Raw genomic sequence first — 18610 nt, forward strand, 5'->3', positions numbered from 1 at the left:
ATATTTACGATCACCTACTTAACTATATGCAAACTATTCTCATCGTAATTTATTCCACTTGATTGCATCCCGATTATGCAATAGGCAAGAATGCTCAATCCTGGATAATGGCACTAGAGCTAAGTCCCCCGCTAGTCCAACCATAGGTTTTCATGTAAATGCCTCTATTCTAAAAAAAGCCTCTAGCTTATGGAACCAGAGGCTACAAACTTGTGCTCTAACAACTAAATGAGCAAACAAGCTAATGAAGACAAACACAGCACCAAAAGCTTAAGTCGGCGTAGGTAATGCCGAGTCACTCGGTACAAAGATAAACCTTTCGTGTTTTGCTATCTTTGTACCGCATTTCTCACAAATTTCTTGATCATCTAAATTAATGAAGCGATCCTCGGGAATCGGCCTTTGGATAAACCCTGATCCATCCGGACATAGCAAAACAATACAAGCCTTCTGAGGTTGTATCCCAATGCGGTTTTCTCCCTGGAGCTGTTTGAGCTTTTCCTCTGCTAGAACAGGAATATGCTCACTCAAGAACGACCTTAGATTGACATCCTCTGAGAGAAGTTTCTCTCCTTGCAGGGAGTCAACCTGAAATTCATCAATCAATGTCAAAGCTTGTGTGAGTTGCGTATCTCCTTCGGCTTGTTGCCAAATACCACTTAATTCAAGAACATCCTTTTCTGTAAGAATGGAGCAGGTCGCTAGCTGATGATAGCGTTGAACCACATTTTTTTGGTCATCAGAAAGATTTAATCGATTCAACGCAGTTTGTTGCAATTCTGACAAACGCAGAAGATATACATCGTCTAAAGTATTCGGACACATTAGCTGTCTCTCCTGATACTCTTCTCATTTTAATTGGCCACTGAAAGTGAAAGATAGTCCAAGCAATATCAATATTAAGACCATGGTATACGACCATTTTAGATTAAGTTGATATTGCTTGGTTCTATTACTCAAACGTTCCTAACTCGTACCTTTTTGCTGACCTTCATAATTTTCCCAGAACTTTTCACGCAAGCGCCGTAAAGCTCTTGATTCACGCTGCCTCAGGGCCGGAATCTTGATAAAGACTTCTGCAACTTCAAGATAGTGCTGTTGGATTTCTTTATAAGAAAACCCACGATAGAACCGGAGATCAAGGATTTCTTGATCCTCTTTTGATAAAAAAGGTAGTACTGCCTCCAGGACAGTCTTCTGTTCTTCCTCCTCTACTTCAGAAAAGGGATCAGCAGTTTCGGGCAGGTCCTTATTTTTTGCCTTTAGAAGCCGGTTCCTCTTTTCACCCTTTACCATGTCATACATGATATGAGAGCAAACTTTACGCAGCCATGCCTGCACATTGTCAATTCCCTTTGAGTTCTTATCAATGTAAGTTAGGCCACGCATCACGGCATCACTAATGAGCTCGTGCGGATTTAAGTTTCGAATATTCAGTTGTTTGCCAACACGTTGCAAGTAGTTCAGAAAGCTTTTACCTTGAACGTTGGATGGCTCAAGGATATAGCTAACCTCATCAAGAAATTTTGCCTTGAGAGCCTGAACTTTATTAGACTTTTGGCAATGTGACATTTTGTTCCCTCATTTCTAGGTTAGACACTGTGGCGGCCCAGCTGTAATAAGCTGAGACCAAACACTCCAGAAGAATTGTCGTACACTCGCATTAAGCGAAATGGGATTAGTTTGTAATTGTCGAATTGCAACACCCACAAGGCTAAAAGCTTGTAATGGGATTGCTGGAAACAGAGCAGTGGCTAATCTTTGATAATATCTGTACTTCCATAAAGAACGATTCTTGCCAGCTACAAGCGTTTTAGTAACCGACACAACATCATTACGAAAGTTGATCACGCTCATCTTTGCTTACCTCTATGCTAAAAAAAGTTCATACGAACGGGGCATGAGTCACTTATTCAAGGCTATTCAGCATCGTTAAAAAACTCTTGCTTAAATAGATGAATTATTGGCTCACAGGAAGTAGTCGAAATTGGGGCAAATCTGTGACAGGCAATATCAGAATATTTTGAGAAAAACGGGAATGCAGGGGCTTATGATTCACCGGGATGGAAAGAGACAATAAACTAAAGGTAGGCTGGCGTTGAGGTTAAAGACCTTTACATCGGAGCAATCACAAGCTTGAGATTATTACGTCCCACTACTTGAATATGATCGCCTGGCGAAAAATTGAAATTGACTTGTGAACATGCATGCCAATAAACACCATGAACCTTCACTCGCCATTCTTGATAGGGTTTCAAAACTTCATCAACAATTCCTTCGGTGAAGTTTTTCATAGATTGCTTACCGAGAAACACTCCTGGAGACATACTTGTTATCTATCCAACCTTGTGCTTACATTAGGAAGTAGGAATTTACTCTCAAATGTGACAGACATATTCTTGTTCTTAAGTACAGAAAACTCCATAAAAAAGGCTGACCAATGGCCAGCCCAATGAGCATGAGAGAGTAAGTAAGACAGAAAGTATTAGAACACTCAGCGTGACAGAAGCCACCAATTTACTATGAAGTGACGGCTACATAGAGCTTAGACTTCATAGTTTTATTTGTTCATAGGCATCACCCCCTTTCTAATCTTGATTTATTTTGCTCAGGTGACTTTTCTTTGGCATTACTCCTGATTCTCTAGCAACTAGTAGAACCAAGGCGGGATTTGTGACAGGAGTATGACAATTTTAGTAATGTCAAAACATGTAACATTCATCTGTTATCACACAGATCCTGACTAAGAAGCATTTCGCGTAATCGACGTACAGCTCTTGACTCACGCTTTCTTAGAGTCGGGATTTTTATAGAGAGCTGAGCAACCTCTAGGTAATAGTGCTGGATCTCTTTATAAGACAATCCCCAGTAGAATCTAAGAGCAATAATCTCTTGATCAGTTTTTGAGAGACAAGATAGAGCAGATCTTACTGTCTGCACATTTTCATCTAACTCGATTTCCACAAATGGATCGGTGGTGAGAGGGCACGGCTCCTTGCTTTTATCCTTGAGTAGTCGAGTCTTCTTCTCACTTTTTACCATGTCATACATGATAAAAGTACAAACCCTACGTAGCCAAGCCTGTGTATTTCGAATTTCTTCAGAACTCTCCCCGATATAAGTAAGGCCACGTATCACAGCATTATTAATCAACTCGTGGGGATTCAGGTTTCGAATCTTTAGTTGTTTACCTACACGCTGTAAGTAATTCAGAAAGCTTTTGCCCTGGGAGTTTGACGGTTGCAAGATATAACTGACTTCGCTAAGAAATCGTGCTCTGAAAAATTCTATTTTGGTGGATCTCTTACATCTAGACATGAGTTACCCCTCTTACCTCAAGTTATACGCTTTAGCAAAGCAAGCGATGAATCGTGATTAGACTCTTTAGCCAGAGTTGCTATTGTCTGCCTGAGATCAGTACGGTGAACAGGAACACACCGAATACAATAAGCCTGCAGCAGTGCATGAACACTAATCAACCTCGTCAGACCGCTAACTGTGACACGATACGAAGTATCATCCCGAGCAGTTAGGTTTTACCTCATTGCTTGGCAAGAATAGCTTCGGGTCAGTGTAGTACTGATATATCCGATGTGTGCACTGCCCAAGATAATTAAAGAAACAATTGACAGTGCACAGGTCTATTCTTTTTAGGACCATGCCATCTGTTTGTGCGAAGCACCCACAAAAGAGAGGCTTACAATTATATTGATCTACTGATAAGGGGTCAGACCACTCGTATAGTCAGTAGTTTTCATGGCTCAAAATGTAACTCCTGATACAATAAAATAACTTGATTGTCAGTTTTTGTCAGTTTTTGTCAGAACTTATCAGTTTTTTTATGTTCAGTTCACTGACACTTGTCAGAAATATCTCCCAATATTCCTGGTAAACTTTTCTAAATTCGGGGCAAAAAAGTCTACCAGGAAGCTATGACATCGGAGGATGAGTTTAACGCAATTCATAGAGCAATAGATGAAGAACTGGCTGCTCAAGGCAAAAGAAGGCTAACAGGAGCAGAAAGTTCTATACTCTGGCATTTTTTTAGTCAACCAGGTATCGGATTCAAGCAAATTGCCAATGAAACCATATACACGTACGGTTCAATTCGTGATGCCGCCTATAAGCTATACACAAAAATCAAGATCATCACTGGCAAAGACGTTAAGCAGAATACCTGTGCTCGAGAAGCCAAGGCTTGGTACCAAAAACTTCAGGTGCTAGGTAATGTTGAAGTGCAAGGTCGTGAGAAAGAATTAAATACTCTCCTCTCTGATGTCAGAGAGCTTGGGCGTCACGTCATTTGTATTACTGGTGCTCCAAAGATTGGTAAAACTCAGCTAGCTATAGCACTGTGCCGACAGTTGTTAGAGACAGTTGAAGGACAGAAAAGTTTCGATGACTTTATTCGATGCCCTGTGTCATCACTAAAATCGGTTGAGGATCTTTGCAGATACATAGATGATTCTCTGCCCACGGACATCAAAGTACCTCAGGGTAACGCTAACCTTGCGCTAACTCGTTTCCTCCATGAGCATCGTTATATATTACTGATTGAACAGGGGGAAGTCCTGCATGATATTGATTCTCTGGAGGGCCATTTCAAATCAGAGTCTAGTTCTTATGAGCGCTGGTTAAGGGACTTGATGGACGCACCTGATTTGAGAGGGTGCTTAATTTGGGTGAGTCGAGTACCACCAAGCTGCCTGCAGGAGATAAACGATTATGTCGTTCATCATCAATTGCAGACACTTACACAAACTGTCGCTTGCAATATCCTTATAGATAAAGGACTAGACAAACTACCACCCCAGGAACTCGAACACGTAGCAGACTTTTGTGGTAATAACCCAGGTGCTTTGAAAATTGCTGCCCATAAAATTAAAAATCGTTATGGGTATAGCGTTGCGGAATTCATAAACGATCCTTTAGATTCAGACGACGCAGGGGAGTATTCATGGTACTCAGCTCTGGATAACATCAGCTCGAAGGAACGTTCTCTACTAGGTTGGTTACTGTTGTATCCTCATGAACGTGTAAAAGCGAGGGTAGATAGAGTCGGTCGTCGTCAATTACCCTTTAGTCAATTAGGACTAGTCATACAATCCCTGCAGAAGCGTGGTCTTATAGATATAGACGAAGATGGGTACTGCTTCATACAGTCTCTTTGGCTACGTCATGTTGTTGCCAAGCACCTTGTTGAGCGATTAGGTAAGGTATTTGAGCGGGAAACAATAGCTACAGAGGATGTTCACAAATTGAACCAGCATCCCCTAATCTCACCTCAAGCTCCAGCTTGGCAACGTCAGTGGCATCGCAAAAATATTCTTGGTCCTTTGGCGGAATACCTTATAGATAAGCTCAATCTATGGTCAAACGAATCACGAGCAGAAAAAATAAACTATATGTTGCAATTCCTTAAACGAGGAAGCATTAATCAGCCGCCTCTGCAGAATAACTACGCTGCAGGCAACCTTATCAACATTGCTATCGAGCTGGGTATACCTCTCAAAGACCTAACTTTTGATGGACTGACCATTAGACATGCAGACTTGCGCTTGGCAAAGCTGAAGGGCGCAAACTTTGGTAATTGCAATACTAGAGGTACATCTTGGCCAGTAATTCTCAGAGAACCAGTTGTTTCAGCAATGTCTCCAGACGGAAATACAGTTGCAGTCGGAGATAGTGAAGGCTGGATACTATGCTGGCAACGTGAGATAGAGACGTTTGTCCTCTATGATTTCGCACAAATTACGAATTCCAATGAGCATCCTATGGCAATTACCCATATAGCGTTTGGGAATGAGAAAAATTTAGCAATCGCTGCAGATGGCTCGATCTATCGCTGGTTTTTATACCCAGAAGAAAAGCCAGAACTAATAGATTCCATCCCATCGCCGATTAGCAGTCTGGCATGTGGTGATATGGACTTCATTGCAATAGGGCTAGAAAATGGTTGTATTTGGGTCTGGAACAATATTAATGACAGCAAAAAGCTGCTAGCTCACCATCATATGAATGCAGTAGAAATTTTGGAATTCAACGCGGAAGCCACTCAGCTAGCTAGCGAAGGAGGTGGGGATCGTATTCTAGTCTGGGATCTCTTTGGGACGTCCGATGCACTTCAAAACAGCATTAACTTAGCTGACCACTACTATGGAATGAAATGGCAGCAAGACTCTATAGTAGTGGCCGGTTTAGTCAGAAATCGCAGCTGCCAAATTCGATCAACTGCAGGGAGCATAATTGAGCTTCCTTATGATCCCCAAGGAATTACTGGGATATTATTCAGCGAAAATGGGAACTATTTGGCTGCTGGCATATCAGGTAAAGTTGAAATATGGAGCGTTCAACAGGAGTTACGCCTTTATCAAATACCCCTTGAAACAGACATTCGAATTTTAGCGCTCAGCAACGATGGTACATGGGTGCTAAAGATGAAAAGCAATAGTCCTGCAATGGTTCAGCTTTGGTCTATCCCTACTGGAAAAATCTACTGGGAACAGACGGCAACCAGTGTTTTCAGACAAGCTTCGACATCTGACAATGAGGGCTACTTACAGCTCAGTAATGACAGTGGTCCAACAGCTGTCGAGAAAGCATACTACGCCGCCCTTGGATTTACTGCTTGAAACATTAACTTATTTATCTTTATTCTGGGACCAGTTGCAAAAGCAGCACATATCTCACTTTCAACATTGGGATCATGATATTTTTACGGTTAAAGCTTTGAATTAATCAAGTTGATACGGAAAAACTTCGATTCTATGTAGATACTCGGAAGTGTGCTGGTATTTATTCGGGTGTTGAACCCTGATCTAACTTGTACTTTTCTGCTAAGAAGCTTGAACGCATAGCCCAATAAACCATAGAAGGATATGCAGCCATAGATAGGTTGGTGTAAGAGGTAAGTAAAATGTTTAATGACGAGAGCTTCGCTCTCAAAGAACACATTTACTCATACGTCAAAGAATTAGCTGATTTAGAGCAGCCCTCTGAACAGAATCCTTGCGATGTATTCAAGTCTTTATTATGGGATCGCTGCAGCCCCGAGCGTCCAGATGTCGTAATGGCCTTGGATGGAGTTATTCAATCCGACGGTTTTAGAGGAGATAAAGGTCTTCAGTTCTTTAATCGTTGCTATTACACCATCTGTAATACATGGCATTACAAGGTAGAACGCAGAGCATACCTAGAAAAAGTAATCGGGGACTTGAAAAAGCTTCCTGAGCCAAGGGCTCATGATCCTCTAACACGCGATCTACGGCGTCGATTTTATGCTTTCAAAGAAAGCGAGTACCAAGACTATCTGCTAAGGCAACTACGTCTGGGTGGATACGAAGAATTCGAACGAGTCAATCGCCAGAAAAAAGGAACCATCAGCGACTATCTACCAGATTATTTTTGTCTATATCGTTCAACTACACAGACAAAAGATATCGACGAACTGGAAGGCAACGTCGTCAATCCTGATACGAGCGATGAAGTCCGAAGTGGAATCCTTCAGAAACAGATGTTCAGGCTTCGAGAAACTTACCATGCCTTAGATGCCTATCGGCAAACAAAAATTAACCCAACACGCATTCCTGATCAAGAGTTTGCAAGGGCATGGAAGTTTTACCATCCAAACAGGCTAAACGGTTTTGGGGTCAGAGCAAAGAATTTTAAAGACAGTCTCAAACCCGAGATGACGTTTAGCGACAGTAGGTCCACAATTGTGGACTATTTAATGCAGCCAACGATGGATCTAACTATTCAGAAACGAATTCGTTATGGGATACAAAACGCATTTGATACATTCGTCACAGAAATTGGTCTCATAGGCGGCATGCTTATTCTGGCTTTTGAAAGAGCACTGGATTCTATCTTTTTACCCGATTTCAACGACGCCAATATTATGAAATTCAGGTTGATGATCGAAAATATTGGCTCAATGCGAATGGTCAGCATTTTACTGAACCTTGTTATGGGAGCCCCAATGGCACGCTTTAACCTTGAAAGAAAACTTGGCTATCTATACTGCCGTTACGAGGATCAAAAGCTCGAAGCAGAAGCATGGTTGGTTGACTTCCTTGAACATATCAATATGGCTTTGGCCATGAATGCACGGCAACTGCACTATCGCTTCTAACTTAGAGATAGGCTCCAGATGTAGTTAGTTACAAAAGCTTGAGAATTGAACTAGATGTAAGCTTTCGTGTTTACCGAACAGCTGAAGGTGTTTAAATTGGCGTCCTATTGCTACTACTTGATGTCAGGGGCATCTGGCAGCGGACAAGTAGTTGTGAGGGCAGACTATGAGTCAGGATCAGGTTCAACAAATCCTAGAGAAAGCACCAATGATTGTAATTGGGTCTTTGCTGGGTGGTGTACTTATGTACACCTTAGGGCACGCTCCCCATTTCATTGACGTGAGTTGGGGACCGGAGGGCAGTCGCATCCAAATTGATAGTCGGTCAGGAAACTGGTGCGAGCTAGAAAAGTAGAAGACGACCTCTGGTAACTAAAGCATAGGCATATTGAAGCCCGCATTCGAACGAATGCGGGCTTTTTTAGAATACTCATTATAGAAAACCTAGCAATCGTCAGAAATTACTGATTGAACCAGCCTTCTTCATAGGACCAGCGGGGGCATCGGCGCGAAAACCTAGGGTTTTGATACCTGTGCCTAGAAATGGACTATATCGCTATTTAGTCATGCTCTGGAACCCTTTATTTTTCGTTGAGCACCCTGAGTGAAACCGTTGAGACATGAAGGATTAGTTGCGTCGCACCGCAAATATTCAAAAAATAATCATCTTTGAAATTCTTACTCAGAGGGAGTTTCAGGCGAAACCGAAGGTTTCTATTCAAATGCCCCCGCTGGTCCTCATAGGAATCCTTTTTATCCAATATCTCTTCAAGATTGAGACGAGTAAGTCTTGGCGTAATATCTGAAGTGGATTGACGGTAAGTTGCTCTTTCTACAAAGCTTCTAGCCATTTATTGGGTCACTTACTTACCTAAACAGATGATCGTATTATTATTTCTATTCGAGTTGAATGTAAAAAAAGCTTAGCCGTCACTGAACCTACTAGCCTATTGCCTACTTTTTGCCTATCTTTGAGCTCATTCTAGTGACTGGTTAACTAAGATGGGCTGAATATCGAACACAGCGCTTAGACAAAAATGAGGCTGCTGTAGTAAGTGCAATGCCCAATCTTTAGCTCTGACTTGGGCATGACACTTTCTCATGAAAAATGTGTAGCACTACTTGAAAAAATTCGCTGGAATAGTACCCCAAAATGTCCCTACTGTGGCTCCACAAAAAGCACTGCCATTCGGCAAGAACGTAGGCATCATTGTAACAACTGTTTTAATTCGTATAGTGTGACTGTCGGTACAATATTTCACGGAAGCCGCGTACCACTGCATAAATGGTTCAAAGCTATCCATATGTACCTGGATAACTCCTTAACTCCTCGACGCTTAAGCGTTCGGGCTTTAGCTAAGGAAATTCATGTCAACAAGAATACAGCAGCTTCCATGTTGAAGCGAATGCGTTCTTGCCTCAGTAGCAAACCTGCATACCTAAAAGCTATTCTACGCATAGAGCTAGAGCCAAAAGATGAGTCTGAATAAGTTAGCATCTCCTCCTAGAAAAAGATTTGACGTAGCAAGTGCAACAGTATTTTTAATTTTTATTGGCGTTGGCATCTTTGCACTTGGTTGGTTTATTGGCAGTATTACACAATCCAATCAAGACCTGAATCGAACTCAACAGGTAGTACTATTCTCTTTAATTCCTACATTTGGCTCTTTAATTTTCACTTCAACTCAATTTATTGTTAAGGAAAATGCAAAGACTTTAGCGAAAAATATGATTGCTCAGAAAGAGCAAGAAATAAAGGAAATAGAGGATGATCTTCATAAGGTGAATATCATCGCCGAGGAAAGAAAAGAGATTATTTCAAAGGTGAAAGATTTTATTGATGACAACGAGGATCAACTCGTTAGCACAGAAAAATTGGATTCATTACGAGAAAAGCTAATAAACGAGATTAGAAAGATTGAAGAAGAGAAAAATGCTGTCAAGGAGATAATAGCTTGGCTATCTGACCATCAGAACAAGATGCAACTGGTTAAGGATGCATTCAGAGAAGTAGCAAGAGCAAACGCTATCAGTTATTTCGACAGAAACCTTGTTATATCATTCAGGCAAGATTTGTATAGATGTCTTGTATGGCTCCAATCAAGCTTGGTTGAAGGCGTTGAACGCCAAGTCAGGATATCTGACTTAGCTAGCGCTATTGAGCTTCCACGAGGCATAGAAAACTATAAAGTTGCCCTACGTGCCATTGAAAAACATCCAGCCATCACCAGCAGAATTAAAGATTCATACAGAATCCCTAAACTAATAGATCATTTGATTGTCGAACTTGATAGAGGTAGTATCCACACCTAAATTATGCTACCGATGGTGGATTATTCCCTCCTGGATACTGTTCTCCGTATATTGAGCGCAGCTCCTCGGGAGTAGGTGTAAACTCTTGGGCATTCAAATCAGGATAGACAGGACTCGTATGACCTACTTGATTTATCCTAGTCCTCTCTGTTTGAAGAGAATTAGCCATTTGGAAAAGCGTATTGTAGAGTTGCTGGTACATCGGCTCGGTAATGATGCCTTGGGACCGACTGTAGTTAACGCATTCTCTAAGTTGATAGATTACGTTATCTGTCTCTTTCATTGCTAATAAGACCACTTGTGCTGTTGACAATTGGGCTCCTGACTCCATCGCTCTATTCAAACTCTACGGAAAGATAGTGCGATCATATCTGCAGTCATCGATATGGTCACTTCCTCCAATTAAGACAACAACATTCATCAATGAAACAGCATTACAAGGGAGTGCAGAAGCTACTAGATACTTCGACATGCTGATATTAATACAAATGTATTATAAATACAAGGCCCAATCTGGACCTGCAGAGTGGATAATGACCCTGCCGAGTTTCACTCCATTGCATCCGCTGGTCTAAATAAATCAGCCATGCATCAAAACAAAAAACGCCCAAACCAAAAGGCCAGGGCGTTTCTGAAATACTTTGCCAAGTTAGTACTAGACTCTAATAATACCGGGCTAACAATCTACTCGGCTGAGAAAGCAGATGAGATCGCACCCTCCAACTGAGCAATCGTCCGCGCCCTATTCGTATCGGCAATAGCCCTGGCCGACTCAGCTAACAGCACCGCTAATGTAGGGGGCTTCTTCGCAATACTGGCCATATAGCCCAATGCCTTACAAAACGGATCATCAAGATTCGTTGCAGCCGCCACTCTTACACCATCGGCACTGCCTGCCTTAAATGCTGAGAGTGCTTGCTCCTGGGCATCAGTCCACGGTGCTCCAAGTTGCTCAAGGAATGTGGCTATCAGCGTATCGGTATCAACTTCAGCCACTGGCTTTAACGCAGGTTTTATCGGGGTAGCAACCATTGAAAATGTCTCCTACTCTTGAGTTTTACTAAACATACGACGGAACGATTTGGCCTCCGCTGCACGAATCTGCGGGACGTATAGCTTTTCCCAGTAGCGATCAAAGTGCCACCTGAGCACCCGACTGACCACCACCGTCAGACTAGCGCGATCCACTACAGAGACCATGCGGAGTAAGGCCCCATTGGCCCGACCAATGCGAATCGTTCTAACCCGTCTTCGATAAGCGCTACTGGACTCACAATCAATGATGGAGTCCAAAGGTGACGGCTTAAATGTGGGCCGTTCCTTAATATATGGAGTCAGCTCAGCCTCAGAATTGCAGCACTCATCAAAGAAATCTTGCACTGACAGCCCTCGCGCTTTAGCATCCAGCTCGGCGCACTCGGCGTAGTACTCCCAGTGGAGGGCGATAAACGAGTTAATCAGCTGTGATACCAGCGTCGTGCGTAGCCACATCAGGTGCTTGCACGCTAGCTCATACTTCTCCCAATACGCATCATCGGCGTAGAGGTATTTAAGGGATACCTCCAGACCGCCGTCCTCCAAGTCTTCAAATAGTGGTGTGCCTTGTGTGGGCATGGGTTTACCACAATGGTGTCACGGAATACCTACAGGTGTCACGATAGCACTTTTAGGTAATGGGGCTTATTACCAGAAAGAAAATTAATTTACCATTTTGGTAATATTTAGCCAAAATGGTATAGGATTGGTCCAACGTGGTTCCATAAGGTCCTAAACCACGTCAAAACAGCACCAAAATTTACGACCAGCTATGGACTCGTCAATTCTTAACTGCAGGTATTTTCTAAGCTTTCCTTTTTTGATCGGAGGGTGCCAAAACCGGCTGCTTGGGGTCCCTCCGAGTTCCCCAAACCCCCATGGCTAGGGCCGGGAGGCCGCCCTAGAACCCAGCCTACTGGGTTGTCCTCAATGGCATTAAATAGGGGTTACGGCGGGGGCGATTAATCAGGTTATCGTCTTGCATTCACGTACTTATTCGTCATCTGCCTCTTGCTCTTGTTGGTCCCGGAGTGTGGCGTATTCTTCCGGGGTTAAGTGCTCGGCAGTACCTGCCAAGATTTGGTCGATTAAGGCTTCTGCAGATATGCCGCGCTTTCGGGCCAGACGCTCAATGATTGCATTTCTAGTCGCTTCGCGCTCCGTAAGGGCAGAACACAGCATGTTTTGGGCTTCGGTGGGTGCCGAGCGATCTTTCAGCCACGCTTCTATAGCAAGCAGGTCGTTATAGTACTCGCCTAAAAAAGGCATTTGAAAGCGCTTAGCCATAAATCGTTGGCATCCGTGTTCGATTACTCATGTTTTAACAGTATTTCTGCCACCAAAACTGATTCATTTTTGATTCAGAGATCAATCGGAACATATGCACGACAAGCCTTTCAGGAGCCTGATTATTTTTAAGTGTTTTTTGATATATTTTTGATCTATTTTTAATATATTTTTCTGTTATATTTAGTTGAGCTGGTTGACTTTTTCGTCCACATTCCCCAAACCGATACCGATATGGCCAAAGTTTCCATCCGCGATCGCGTCTACAGCGACTTGTTAACCAGATACCCGGATCGGAATTTATCCGAGGCCGTTAGTTCTGCCTTAGCGGAGCTGCAAACCCTGGAGCGTCTGCTCAGAGAGCTGCAATTCGTTCCTAGCTGCGATCGTTCACAAAACCTGTCCTAGCAGCCCCCAAATCCCACCACTAGCTATGTTTCGCTTCCTTCCTTATCTCCTAATTGCCGTTCTTTCGGGCGCTCCATGCCTCTGGCTTGGCTGGAAAGCTCGGGCACACACCGATCCACTTATGGATGCTAAAGCGTGCGCTGATATCGTCACTACCTCAGTCATCGATACCCTCCAGTTTTGGAAATAACGGTCACACCCACCCCTGAGGTCAAACCCATGACTTCCTCTAACTCTCAAAACCCTGATCGCATCTCGCAGCTGGCTACGAGCATTCGCCGGATTCAACGGCGAATACAGCCAGATGAAGAGCTAAAAAGCAATATCGTCTCCCACCCAGCACTGGAAGCACAGGCGGCCAATGGCGATCCCCTCGCTGCAATAGCCCTGCTTCAGGGGCAGCAGCGAGACCTCCACATCGACCTGCAAACTACAAACCGGGTAACCCACCGGATGTACAGCGATGTGCTCGGGCGTCTGGTTGAGCTAGAACAGCTCCTGCCTGAAATAGATAGTGACCTCAAACGCAATCATCACAACATTCATCTGTTGGTCAGCCAGATTGAACAGATTCTCGCTGAAAACCAGGGACTACGCGCTGAAGTTGATCTTCTCACCCAAAAGCAAGAGATAACGTCAGAGGAAGTCGAGAGAACGAGCGCCACACTCAAACGCCTAGAGCAAAAGCGACTCACCATTTCTCAGCTGATCGGTATTACTGGAGCCTCCCTCGTGCTGATACTGCTTGGGGTAGGGCAGTTCAGACAGGATGGCCTCGTCAAACAGCTCAACACTATACAAAACGATATTCAAGTTCTCTATGGGAACGACAACATCCTAAGAAACGAACTCTATGGGAGGTGATGCAGCACTCCTCAAAACTCTCTTTGTCCTCTACTCCGCATATCTATGGCATTTGGACTTACAGAAGATATCCGCTCCAGCCTCTCTGCCAAAGACGGGCTGGCCGATGGCACCGTCAACCCGGCAAATCTTGAACGGATAGGCTTTCAACCGGGTATTACCATTCCTGATAACCTCCTGGTCTACAAAGACCAGGCAGCTGCCGATGCAGCCATTGACCAGATCACAGAACAAGCCACACTCTATGCCCAAAGCACCAGGGTTGTGGAAGAGTACACCCACCTCGTAGAAGCCACCGAAAAATATCACAAGGCAACTCGCAAGCTGCGCACGAAGGTAGCTGCGCTTGAAATCACTATCGAGCAGGCCTTTAGTGAGTGGCAAACTCTCAAGCACGAGGTCAATACGGCCAAACGTCAAAGTGGTCTCCTGCACGCTTCTAAGGTCGAAGAAGCCAATATCGGCTTTGGCAAGTTCCAGCGGGGTCTCACCATGAAGCTTCGTGGCATGACCGATGAGTCACGCAGTGGCACGGAAGCGGGCTCTGTCAAACGTGGGCACCTGCAGCTTGTGTCCTAACTGTTGTTCCGTCAGCGGGGCTGGTGAATACCATAATGCCCCGCAAACCAGGCTCCCTATGGTATTCACCCATCGTTCTATCGCTAAACTCTCCCGCTATCTGCTGCTCTCTCTTCTAAGCAGTAGCCTTGTGCAACTAACCGCTATGTGGCGACCCGTTGTGTGGTGTCTCGTTGCCATCGGTTGTGTAGGGCTGCTTATCCTGCTCATGCTCAGCGTCCAATACTACGGTCTGTTTACCGGAAGGGCATGGGCAAAAGACTTTGAGATCCACAGGCTCAACCAGGGCCTAATTCAATTTATTGTTGTTCTTCTTTTTGCCGTTATCGGTGGGGTGCCAACATGGTACGCATTCTTCAGCTAAACGTGCTCGATAACGAAGATCGTAGATGGCTGGGTGGGCAAACTGCACAGATATTTCTTGCGCTTTTTCGGGCAGCTCCTAAACGAGCCATCATCCTCTACGGTGGAACGCTGATAGCGCTGCTACTGTGGCTAGTCCCCATTCGCTACAAGGTGCGGCCCACACTCACACTGTCGCTCACCCTCACCGCAGCTGGCATCCTTGCTGCTACCCAAAGTGAGTTAGAGCGGTGGCAAAAACAGATAGAGGCAGCTGAGGCCGATGCCGACTACCAAACAGCACTCCACAGACAAGCAACCGAGGCAGTGCTGACCACACAGCAGTATGCAAACGTTACCGCTGCAAGGCTTAATGCCTCCCAGGTTCTGCCTGAGTATTTGATAGAACCGGACCTCCAAGACCCAAAGCTTACCCAGGCAGCTGAATTTGAAGAATTTAAACGCATGATCGGCGCTTCTGACTCAGAAGACTCTTCTGGACAACCAACAGCGCTACTCAAAGGTGATACCGATGGCGATGGCGTTGTCGATGTCCATCAGCAGGGCAAGTACCGCTTTTACACCCGTAGAAATTCTCAAACTGGGCAGAAAGAACGCTGTGTAGACCTGACAGGGCATACCCACTACGCAGGGCTTGCCATCGTAGATCTAGCGTCAGAAATGGCACGGGAGTCCCGTGGGTGTCTGGGAGTTGGTCCCACCGGCACTGGTAAATCACAACTGCTTAAACAAGCGATCGCAGCTCAGCACCGTTGCGACACCACCACCGATTTCACCGTCTTTGCCCACAAGTCAGCCAACACGGCTCGGGGTGAAACGCTTGACTACTGTGGCTTAGAGGAGTCAGATGACCTCTACCTACTCACCGCCTCAATGAGCGGTGGAGTTCTTGAAGATTCAGCCTACAGGCTTTACTGTCGGCTCAGAACACTCCAGGGCATCATGGAGAAGGGCTCGAAGGTGCCCAGTGTCGTCGTTATCGACCAAATCAATCAGGGACTGGTTGCAGCAAACAAAGCGGAACGCTACGCCCTGCGAGACGACGATGGGGAAATACTTTTCCCATACCTGGAACAAACCTATAAAGATGACCTGGCCACCCTACTTGTCGATGGCCGTGAAAAATGCGTTAAAGCCTGGGTGTTTGGTCATGCAAACACAAACGAAGCGCTCGGGCTTTCCCATCAAATCAAAGAGAATGTCTTCTATGTGGGCCTTGGCCGTGACGGTATCTATAGCGCTGTAACCAACCCCCTCAAAGATGATCGGTTTATCGCCGTCCCCTCTATCCGTAAGGCGCTGGTGGAAAAGCTGCAAGCCTACCTCAAAGCCCATGAGGAATACGGCAACCCGGTGAACGTTGTACTGGCCATCACAAACTGTGGCAGCCAAGGGTGGAGACTGGTGATCCTGCCACAACTCCCTGACCCTGACCCCATAGAGCTGGGTATTACCAATCCTCCCGCAACCACTCCCAAGACAAAGCCAGCGCGGCCCAAACCACAGGCAGAAATTGAGTCGGTACGCGACCAGCTCGAAGTACAACTTGGCTCTGACCTGGGCCAGCACTACACTGCCGCACAAAAAGAGACTGCAACTGCATTTATCCGCTGGGTAAAACAGCGACGCCACGACTTCATCGATGCTCAGGGTCTGCTCGATCCAGAGACGGTTTCCTATGGCTTTGATGGGGTAAAAAGCGTTGAAGAGATGGAACTTATCCTGCAACTCATCACTGAACTGGGCTACGGTTCCTTTGAGGAACACCCACACACAGGGCTGATAGCCTGGCGACTCAAAGGAGCAACCCCCATCGGTTCCTACCAATGGCTCATCAGAGAACCTACAGCTCAGACACATCCTGAAAAGCCGAAGGCAGAGGTGGGAACACCAGAATTAGCCCCCTTACCCGATGGGATAACCCCCGAAATCTTCAAAACTATCCTCTTTTATTTGGATCAAAAACAGCCTGGCATCCTGCTTACTCCCAATGGCTTTCTAACAGGTTCCTACAAACTTATAGACAAAGACAGCCCAGAAAAAATCAACACAGCCCAGATGCGAAAAGCGCTCAAATATCTTGACTCCCTTGGCGTTGTATCCTTTCCCAATCTCGAAGATAAACAGTTTAGATTCCTCGGTTTCCCTGATAAACCTCATACAAACCACATCCCTGAGGATATCCCCTAAATAGATACAAATGACGTCCCCCAGAACCTCATATCCATCTATGAGTTTTCGCTATGAGCTATGCCCCAAAAGCGATACACGCCATGAGGTTTGAATGATCCACAGAACACATATGAGGTATTTCTCATACGCTTATGAGACAACTATGAGAAGAAAAGAAAACAAATTTAAGTGATATCGAAAAACGTAGTTAACACTCCCAAAAACAACTCAATAGCGGCTCAAAAACGAATGCCCAAATCTATTTTTCCCTAGCATCCAACCCTGAAAACTCAGTCATCAGAGCCGTTCAGATAACGCGTAGACCACCCTTTCATCAAAACAGTGAAGAAACCACCTGACTTCTTGTTGCCTTACTTATGCCTCACAGAGAGACCACCTTAAGGATGCCTCATCTCTGCCTTAACGCCTTTTGCAACATTCATGCACCCTACCGAATCTACTGCAATGACTTCCTTTCGACGCAACAACATCCAGGGCATCATTGACCTTGGCAATGCCGACATCAAGTTTCTCTACCGCATCGGTGATGACTCAGATGACTGGCACAGACACAAGTTTGAATCTGTTGTCTCCACCAGCCCCCTGGTTAATAACCATCCAGCCCGAGTACTCCTGGGTGAACAGTCGTATCTTATCGGTGAAGAAGCAACCGCTGTACAGTGCGATCGCACCGGCAACACCGACAGCGGCAAGGTCTTAAATGCACTGCCATTGACCATCCATGCCCTGATCAAAGCAGCTGGCATGGGTAAACCACTGTCAGCGGATCTGATATTTACATGCCCAAGCGTGAAAGCCTACGGCTCAGACATCCAGGCAAAGCTTGTGGGTGAACACAAAGTCACCCTACCTCCCGACGATGCCGCCCTCATTGATGAGCAAAAACAGACCATCCGCATCGACTCAGCCATACCACAGCTGGAAGGCTATCAAGCCTACAGACTGGTCAAGTCTGAGTGCCCAAACGGAGCAGTTATGGTGGATATCGGCAGTCGTACCATCCTGGTCACCGTCGTTGATGCCCAGGGCCGCATCCTCAACCGCTTTGCCAAAGATGATTGCGGCTGTCACCGCATTGCCGAGCGCGTCTATCAGTCAGAATGTCTCATTGGGCTCAAGGGCATGAATCAACGCCTCCCCAATGCAGAACAGGTAATGGCGTTTCTACTCGATACCACAACGAAAAAATCCCTCCGCCAGCAGCAAGCAACACGCATAGAACCCCACATCCTGGCCTGTGTGCAGGACGCTCAAACCTTTGTCAGACAATACGGAGATAAGCCGGTCTATTTGATGGGTGGCGGCTCCATGCTGCCAGGAATGGTAGACGCCTTTAGCGACAGCCAGCAAAAAGCCCAGACCATGCCAGAAGCCACCTGGGCCACCCTGATTGGACTATCAACCGTCGCTGACAGACTTTTTACCCAGAACTGATAT

General features: G+C 45.2%; 19 protein-coding genes. 12 read left to right on the plus strand and 7 right to left on the minus strand.

From position 1 onward, the window contains the following. Positions 1 to 270: 270 nt before the first annotated feature. From DXZ20_RS00050 to DXZ20_RS00060, 3 genes are all read right to left on the minus strand, one after another. Complete coding sequence (locus DXZ20_RS00050; RefSeq protein WP_163695337.1) at positions 271 to 825, minus strand: hypothetical protein; 555 nt, start codon at positions 823 to 825, stop codon at positions 271 to 273. 141 nt (positions 826 to 966) lie between these two features. Continuing rightward, on the minus strand, positions 967 to 1572 hold the full coding sequence (locus tag DXZ20_RS00055) for an RNA polymerase sigma factor (RefSeq protein ID WP_163695340.1): 606 nt from the start codon (positions 1570 to 1572) through the stop codon (positions 967 to 969). Positions 1573 to 2114: 542 nt separating this feature from the next. Continuing rightward, entirely contained in the window at positions 2115 to 2294 is a 180-nt protein-coding gene (locus DXZ20_RS00060; RefSeq protein WP_163695343.1) for an NfeD family protein, read from the minus strand. Positions 2295 to 3932: 1638 nt separating this feature from the next. Between DXZ20_RS00060 and DXZ20_RS00065 the strand changes: the two genes are divergently transcribed. From DXZ20_RS00065 to DXZ20_RS00085, 5 genes are all read left to right on the plus strand, one after another. Continuing rightward, positions 3933 to 6632 (plus strand): NB-ARC domain-containing protein, encoded by a 2700-nt coding sequence (locus tag DXZ20_RS00065; RefSeq protein ID WP_163695346.1) that lies wholly within the window; start codon positions 3933 to 3935, stop codon positions 6630 to 6632. A 284-nt stretch (positions 6633 to 6916) separates the two neighbouring features. After that, positions 6917 to 8131, plus strand: a complete 1215-nt coding sequence (locus tag DXZ20_RS00070; protein ID WP_163695349.1) for a hypothetical protein — start codon at positions 6917 to 6919, stop codon at positions 8129 to 8131. Between the two features lie 166 nt (positions 8132 to 8297). Beyond that, on the plus strand, positions 8298 to 8486 hold the full coding sequence (locus DXZ20_RS00075; protein ID WP_163695350.1) for a hypothetical protein: 189 nt from the start codon (positions 8298 to 8300) through the stop codon (positions 8484 to 8486). Positions 8487 to 9219: 733 nt separating this feature from the next. Next, the gene (locus tag DXZ20_RS00080; RefSeq protein ID WP_163695353.1) at positions 9220 to 9621 is read left to right on the plus strand and encodes a transposase; all 402 of its coding nucleotides are present in this window, start codon (positions 9220 to 9222) and stop codon (positions 9619 to 9621) included. Beyond that, positions 9608 to 10444: a hypothetical protein gene (locus tag DXZ20_RS00085; RefSeq protein ID WP_163695356.1), complete on the plus strand. Its 837-nt coding sequence runs from the start codon at positions 9608 to 9610 to the stop codon at positions 10442 to 10444. The genes DXZ20_RS00080 and DXZ20_RS00085 overlap by 14 nt, the downstream gene beginning before the upstream one ends. Position 10445: 1 nt before the next feature. Here DXZ20_RS00085 and DXZ20_RS00090 read toward each other — a convergent pair whose 3' ends face one another. The 4 genes from DXZ20_RS00090 to DXZ20_RS00105 all read right to left on the minus strand — a co-directional run bounded on the left by DXZ20_RS00090 (position 10446) and on the right by DXZ20_RS00105 (position 12766). Further along, complete coding sequence (locus DXZ20_RS00090; RefSeq protein ID WP_163695359.1) at positions 10446 to 10775, minus strand: hypothetical protein; 330 nt, start codon at positions 10773 to 10775, stop codon at positions 10446 to 10448. A 353-nt stretch (positions 10776 to 11128) separates the two neighbouring features. Next, positions 11129 to 11476 carry a hypothetical protein gene (locus DXZ20_RS00095; protein ID WP_163695363.1) on the minus strand — a complete coding sequence of 116 codons (348 nt, stop codon included), beginning with the start codon at positions 11474 to 11476 and terminating at the stop codon, positions 11129 to 11131. Positions 11477 to 11488: 12 nt separating this feature from the next. Further along, positions 11489 to 12058, minus strand: a complete 570-nt coding sequence (locus DXZ20_RS00100; RefSeq protein ID WP_163695367.1) for a hypothetical protein — start codon at positions 12056 to 12058, stop codon at positions 11489 to 11491. 414 nt (positions 12059 to 12472) lie between these two features. Beyond that, on the minus strand, positions 12473 to 12766 hold the full coding sequence (locus tag DXZ20_RS00105; RefSeq protein WP_163695370.1) for a hypothetical protein: 294 nt from the start codon (positions 12764 to 12766) through the stop codon (positions 12473 to 12475). Positions 12767 to 13000: 234 nt separating this feature from the next. Between DXZ20_RS00105 and DXZ20_RS00110 the strand changes: the two genes are divergently transcribed. The 7 genes from DXZ20_RS00110 (at position 13001) to DXZ20_RS00140 (ending at position 18607) form a co-directional block, all read left to right on the plus strand. Next, on the plus strand, positions 13001 to 13174 hold the full coding sequence (locus tag DXZ20_RS00110) for a hypothetical protein (protein WP_163695373.1): 174 nt from the start codon (positions 13001 to 13003) through the stop codon (positions 13172 to 13174). A 25-nt stretch (positions 13175 to 13199) separates the two neighbouring features. After that, complete coding sequence (locus DXZ20_RS00115; protein ID WP_006513541.1) at positions 13200 to 13364, plus strand: hypothetical protein; 165 nt, start codon at positions 13200 to 13202, stop codon at positions 13362 to 13364. 29 nt (positions 13365 to 13393) lie between these two features. Beyond that, positions 13394 to 14038: a hypothetical protein gene (locus tag DXZ20_RS00120; protein WP_163695376.1), complete on the plus strand. Its 645-nt coding sequence runs from the start codon at positions 13394 to 13396 to the stop codon at positions 14036 to 14038. Between the two features lie 45 nt (positions 14039 to 14083). Further along, on the plus strand, positions 14084 to 14617 hold the full coding sequence (locus DXZ20_RS00125) for a hypothetical protein (protein ID WP_163695379.1): 534 nt from the start codon (positions 14084 to 14086) through the stop codon (positions 14615 to 14617). Between the two features lie 58 nt (positions 14618 to 14675). Then, positions 14676 to 14981: a hypothetical protein gene (locus DXZ20_RS00130; RefSeq protein WP_163695382.1), complete on the plus strand. Its 306-nt coding sequence runs from the start codon at positions 14676 to 14678 to the stop codon at positions 14979 to 14981. After that, positions 14960 to 17170 (plus strand): hypothetical protein, encoded by a 2211-nt coding sequence (locus DXZ20_RS00135; protein ID WP_163695385.1) that lies wholly within the window; start codon positions 14960 to 14962, stop codon positions 17168 to 17170. Before DXZ20_RS00130 ends, DXZ20_RS00135 begins: the two co-directional genes overlap by 22 nt. A gap of 447 nt (positions 17171 to 17617) precedes the next feature. Beyond that, positions 17618 to 18607 carry a hypothetical protein gene (locus DXZ20_RS00140; protein ID WP_163695388.1) on the plus strand — a complete coding sequence of 330 codons (990 nt, stop codon included), beginning with the start codon at positions 17618 to 17620 and terminating at the stop codon, positions 18605 to 18607. Positions 18608 to 18610: the final 3 nt, after the last annotated feature.

The organism is Adonisia turfae CCMR0081, from assembly GCF_011009555.1.
Taxonomy (GTDB): Bacteria; Cyanobacteriota; Cyanobacteriia; order Phormidesmidales; family Phormidesmidaceae; genus Leptothoe; species Leptothoe turfae.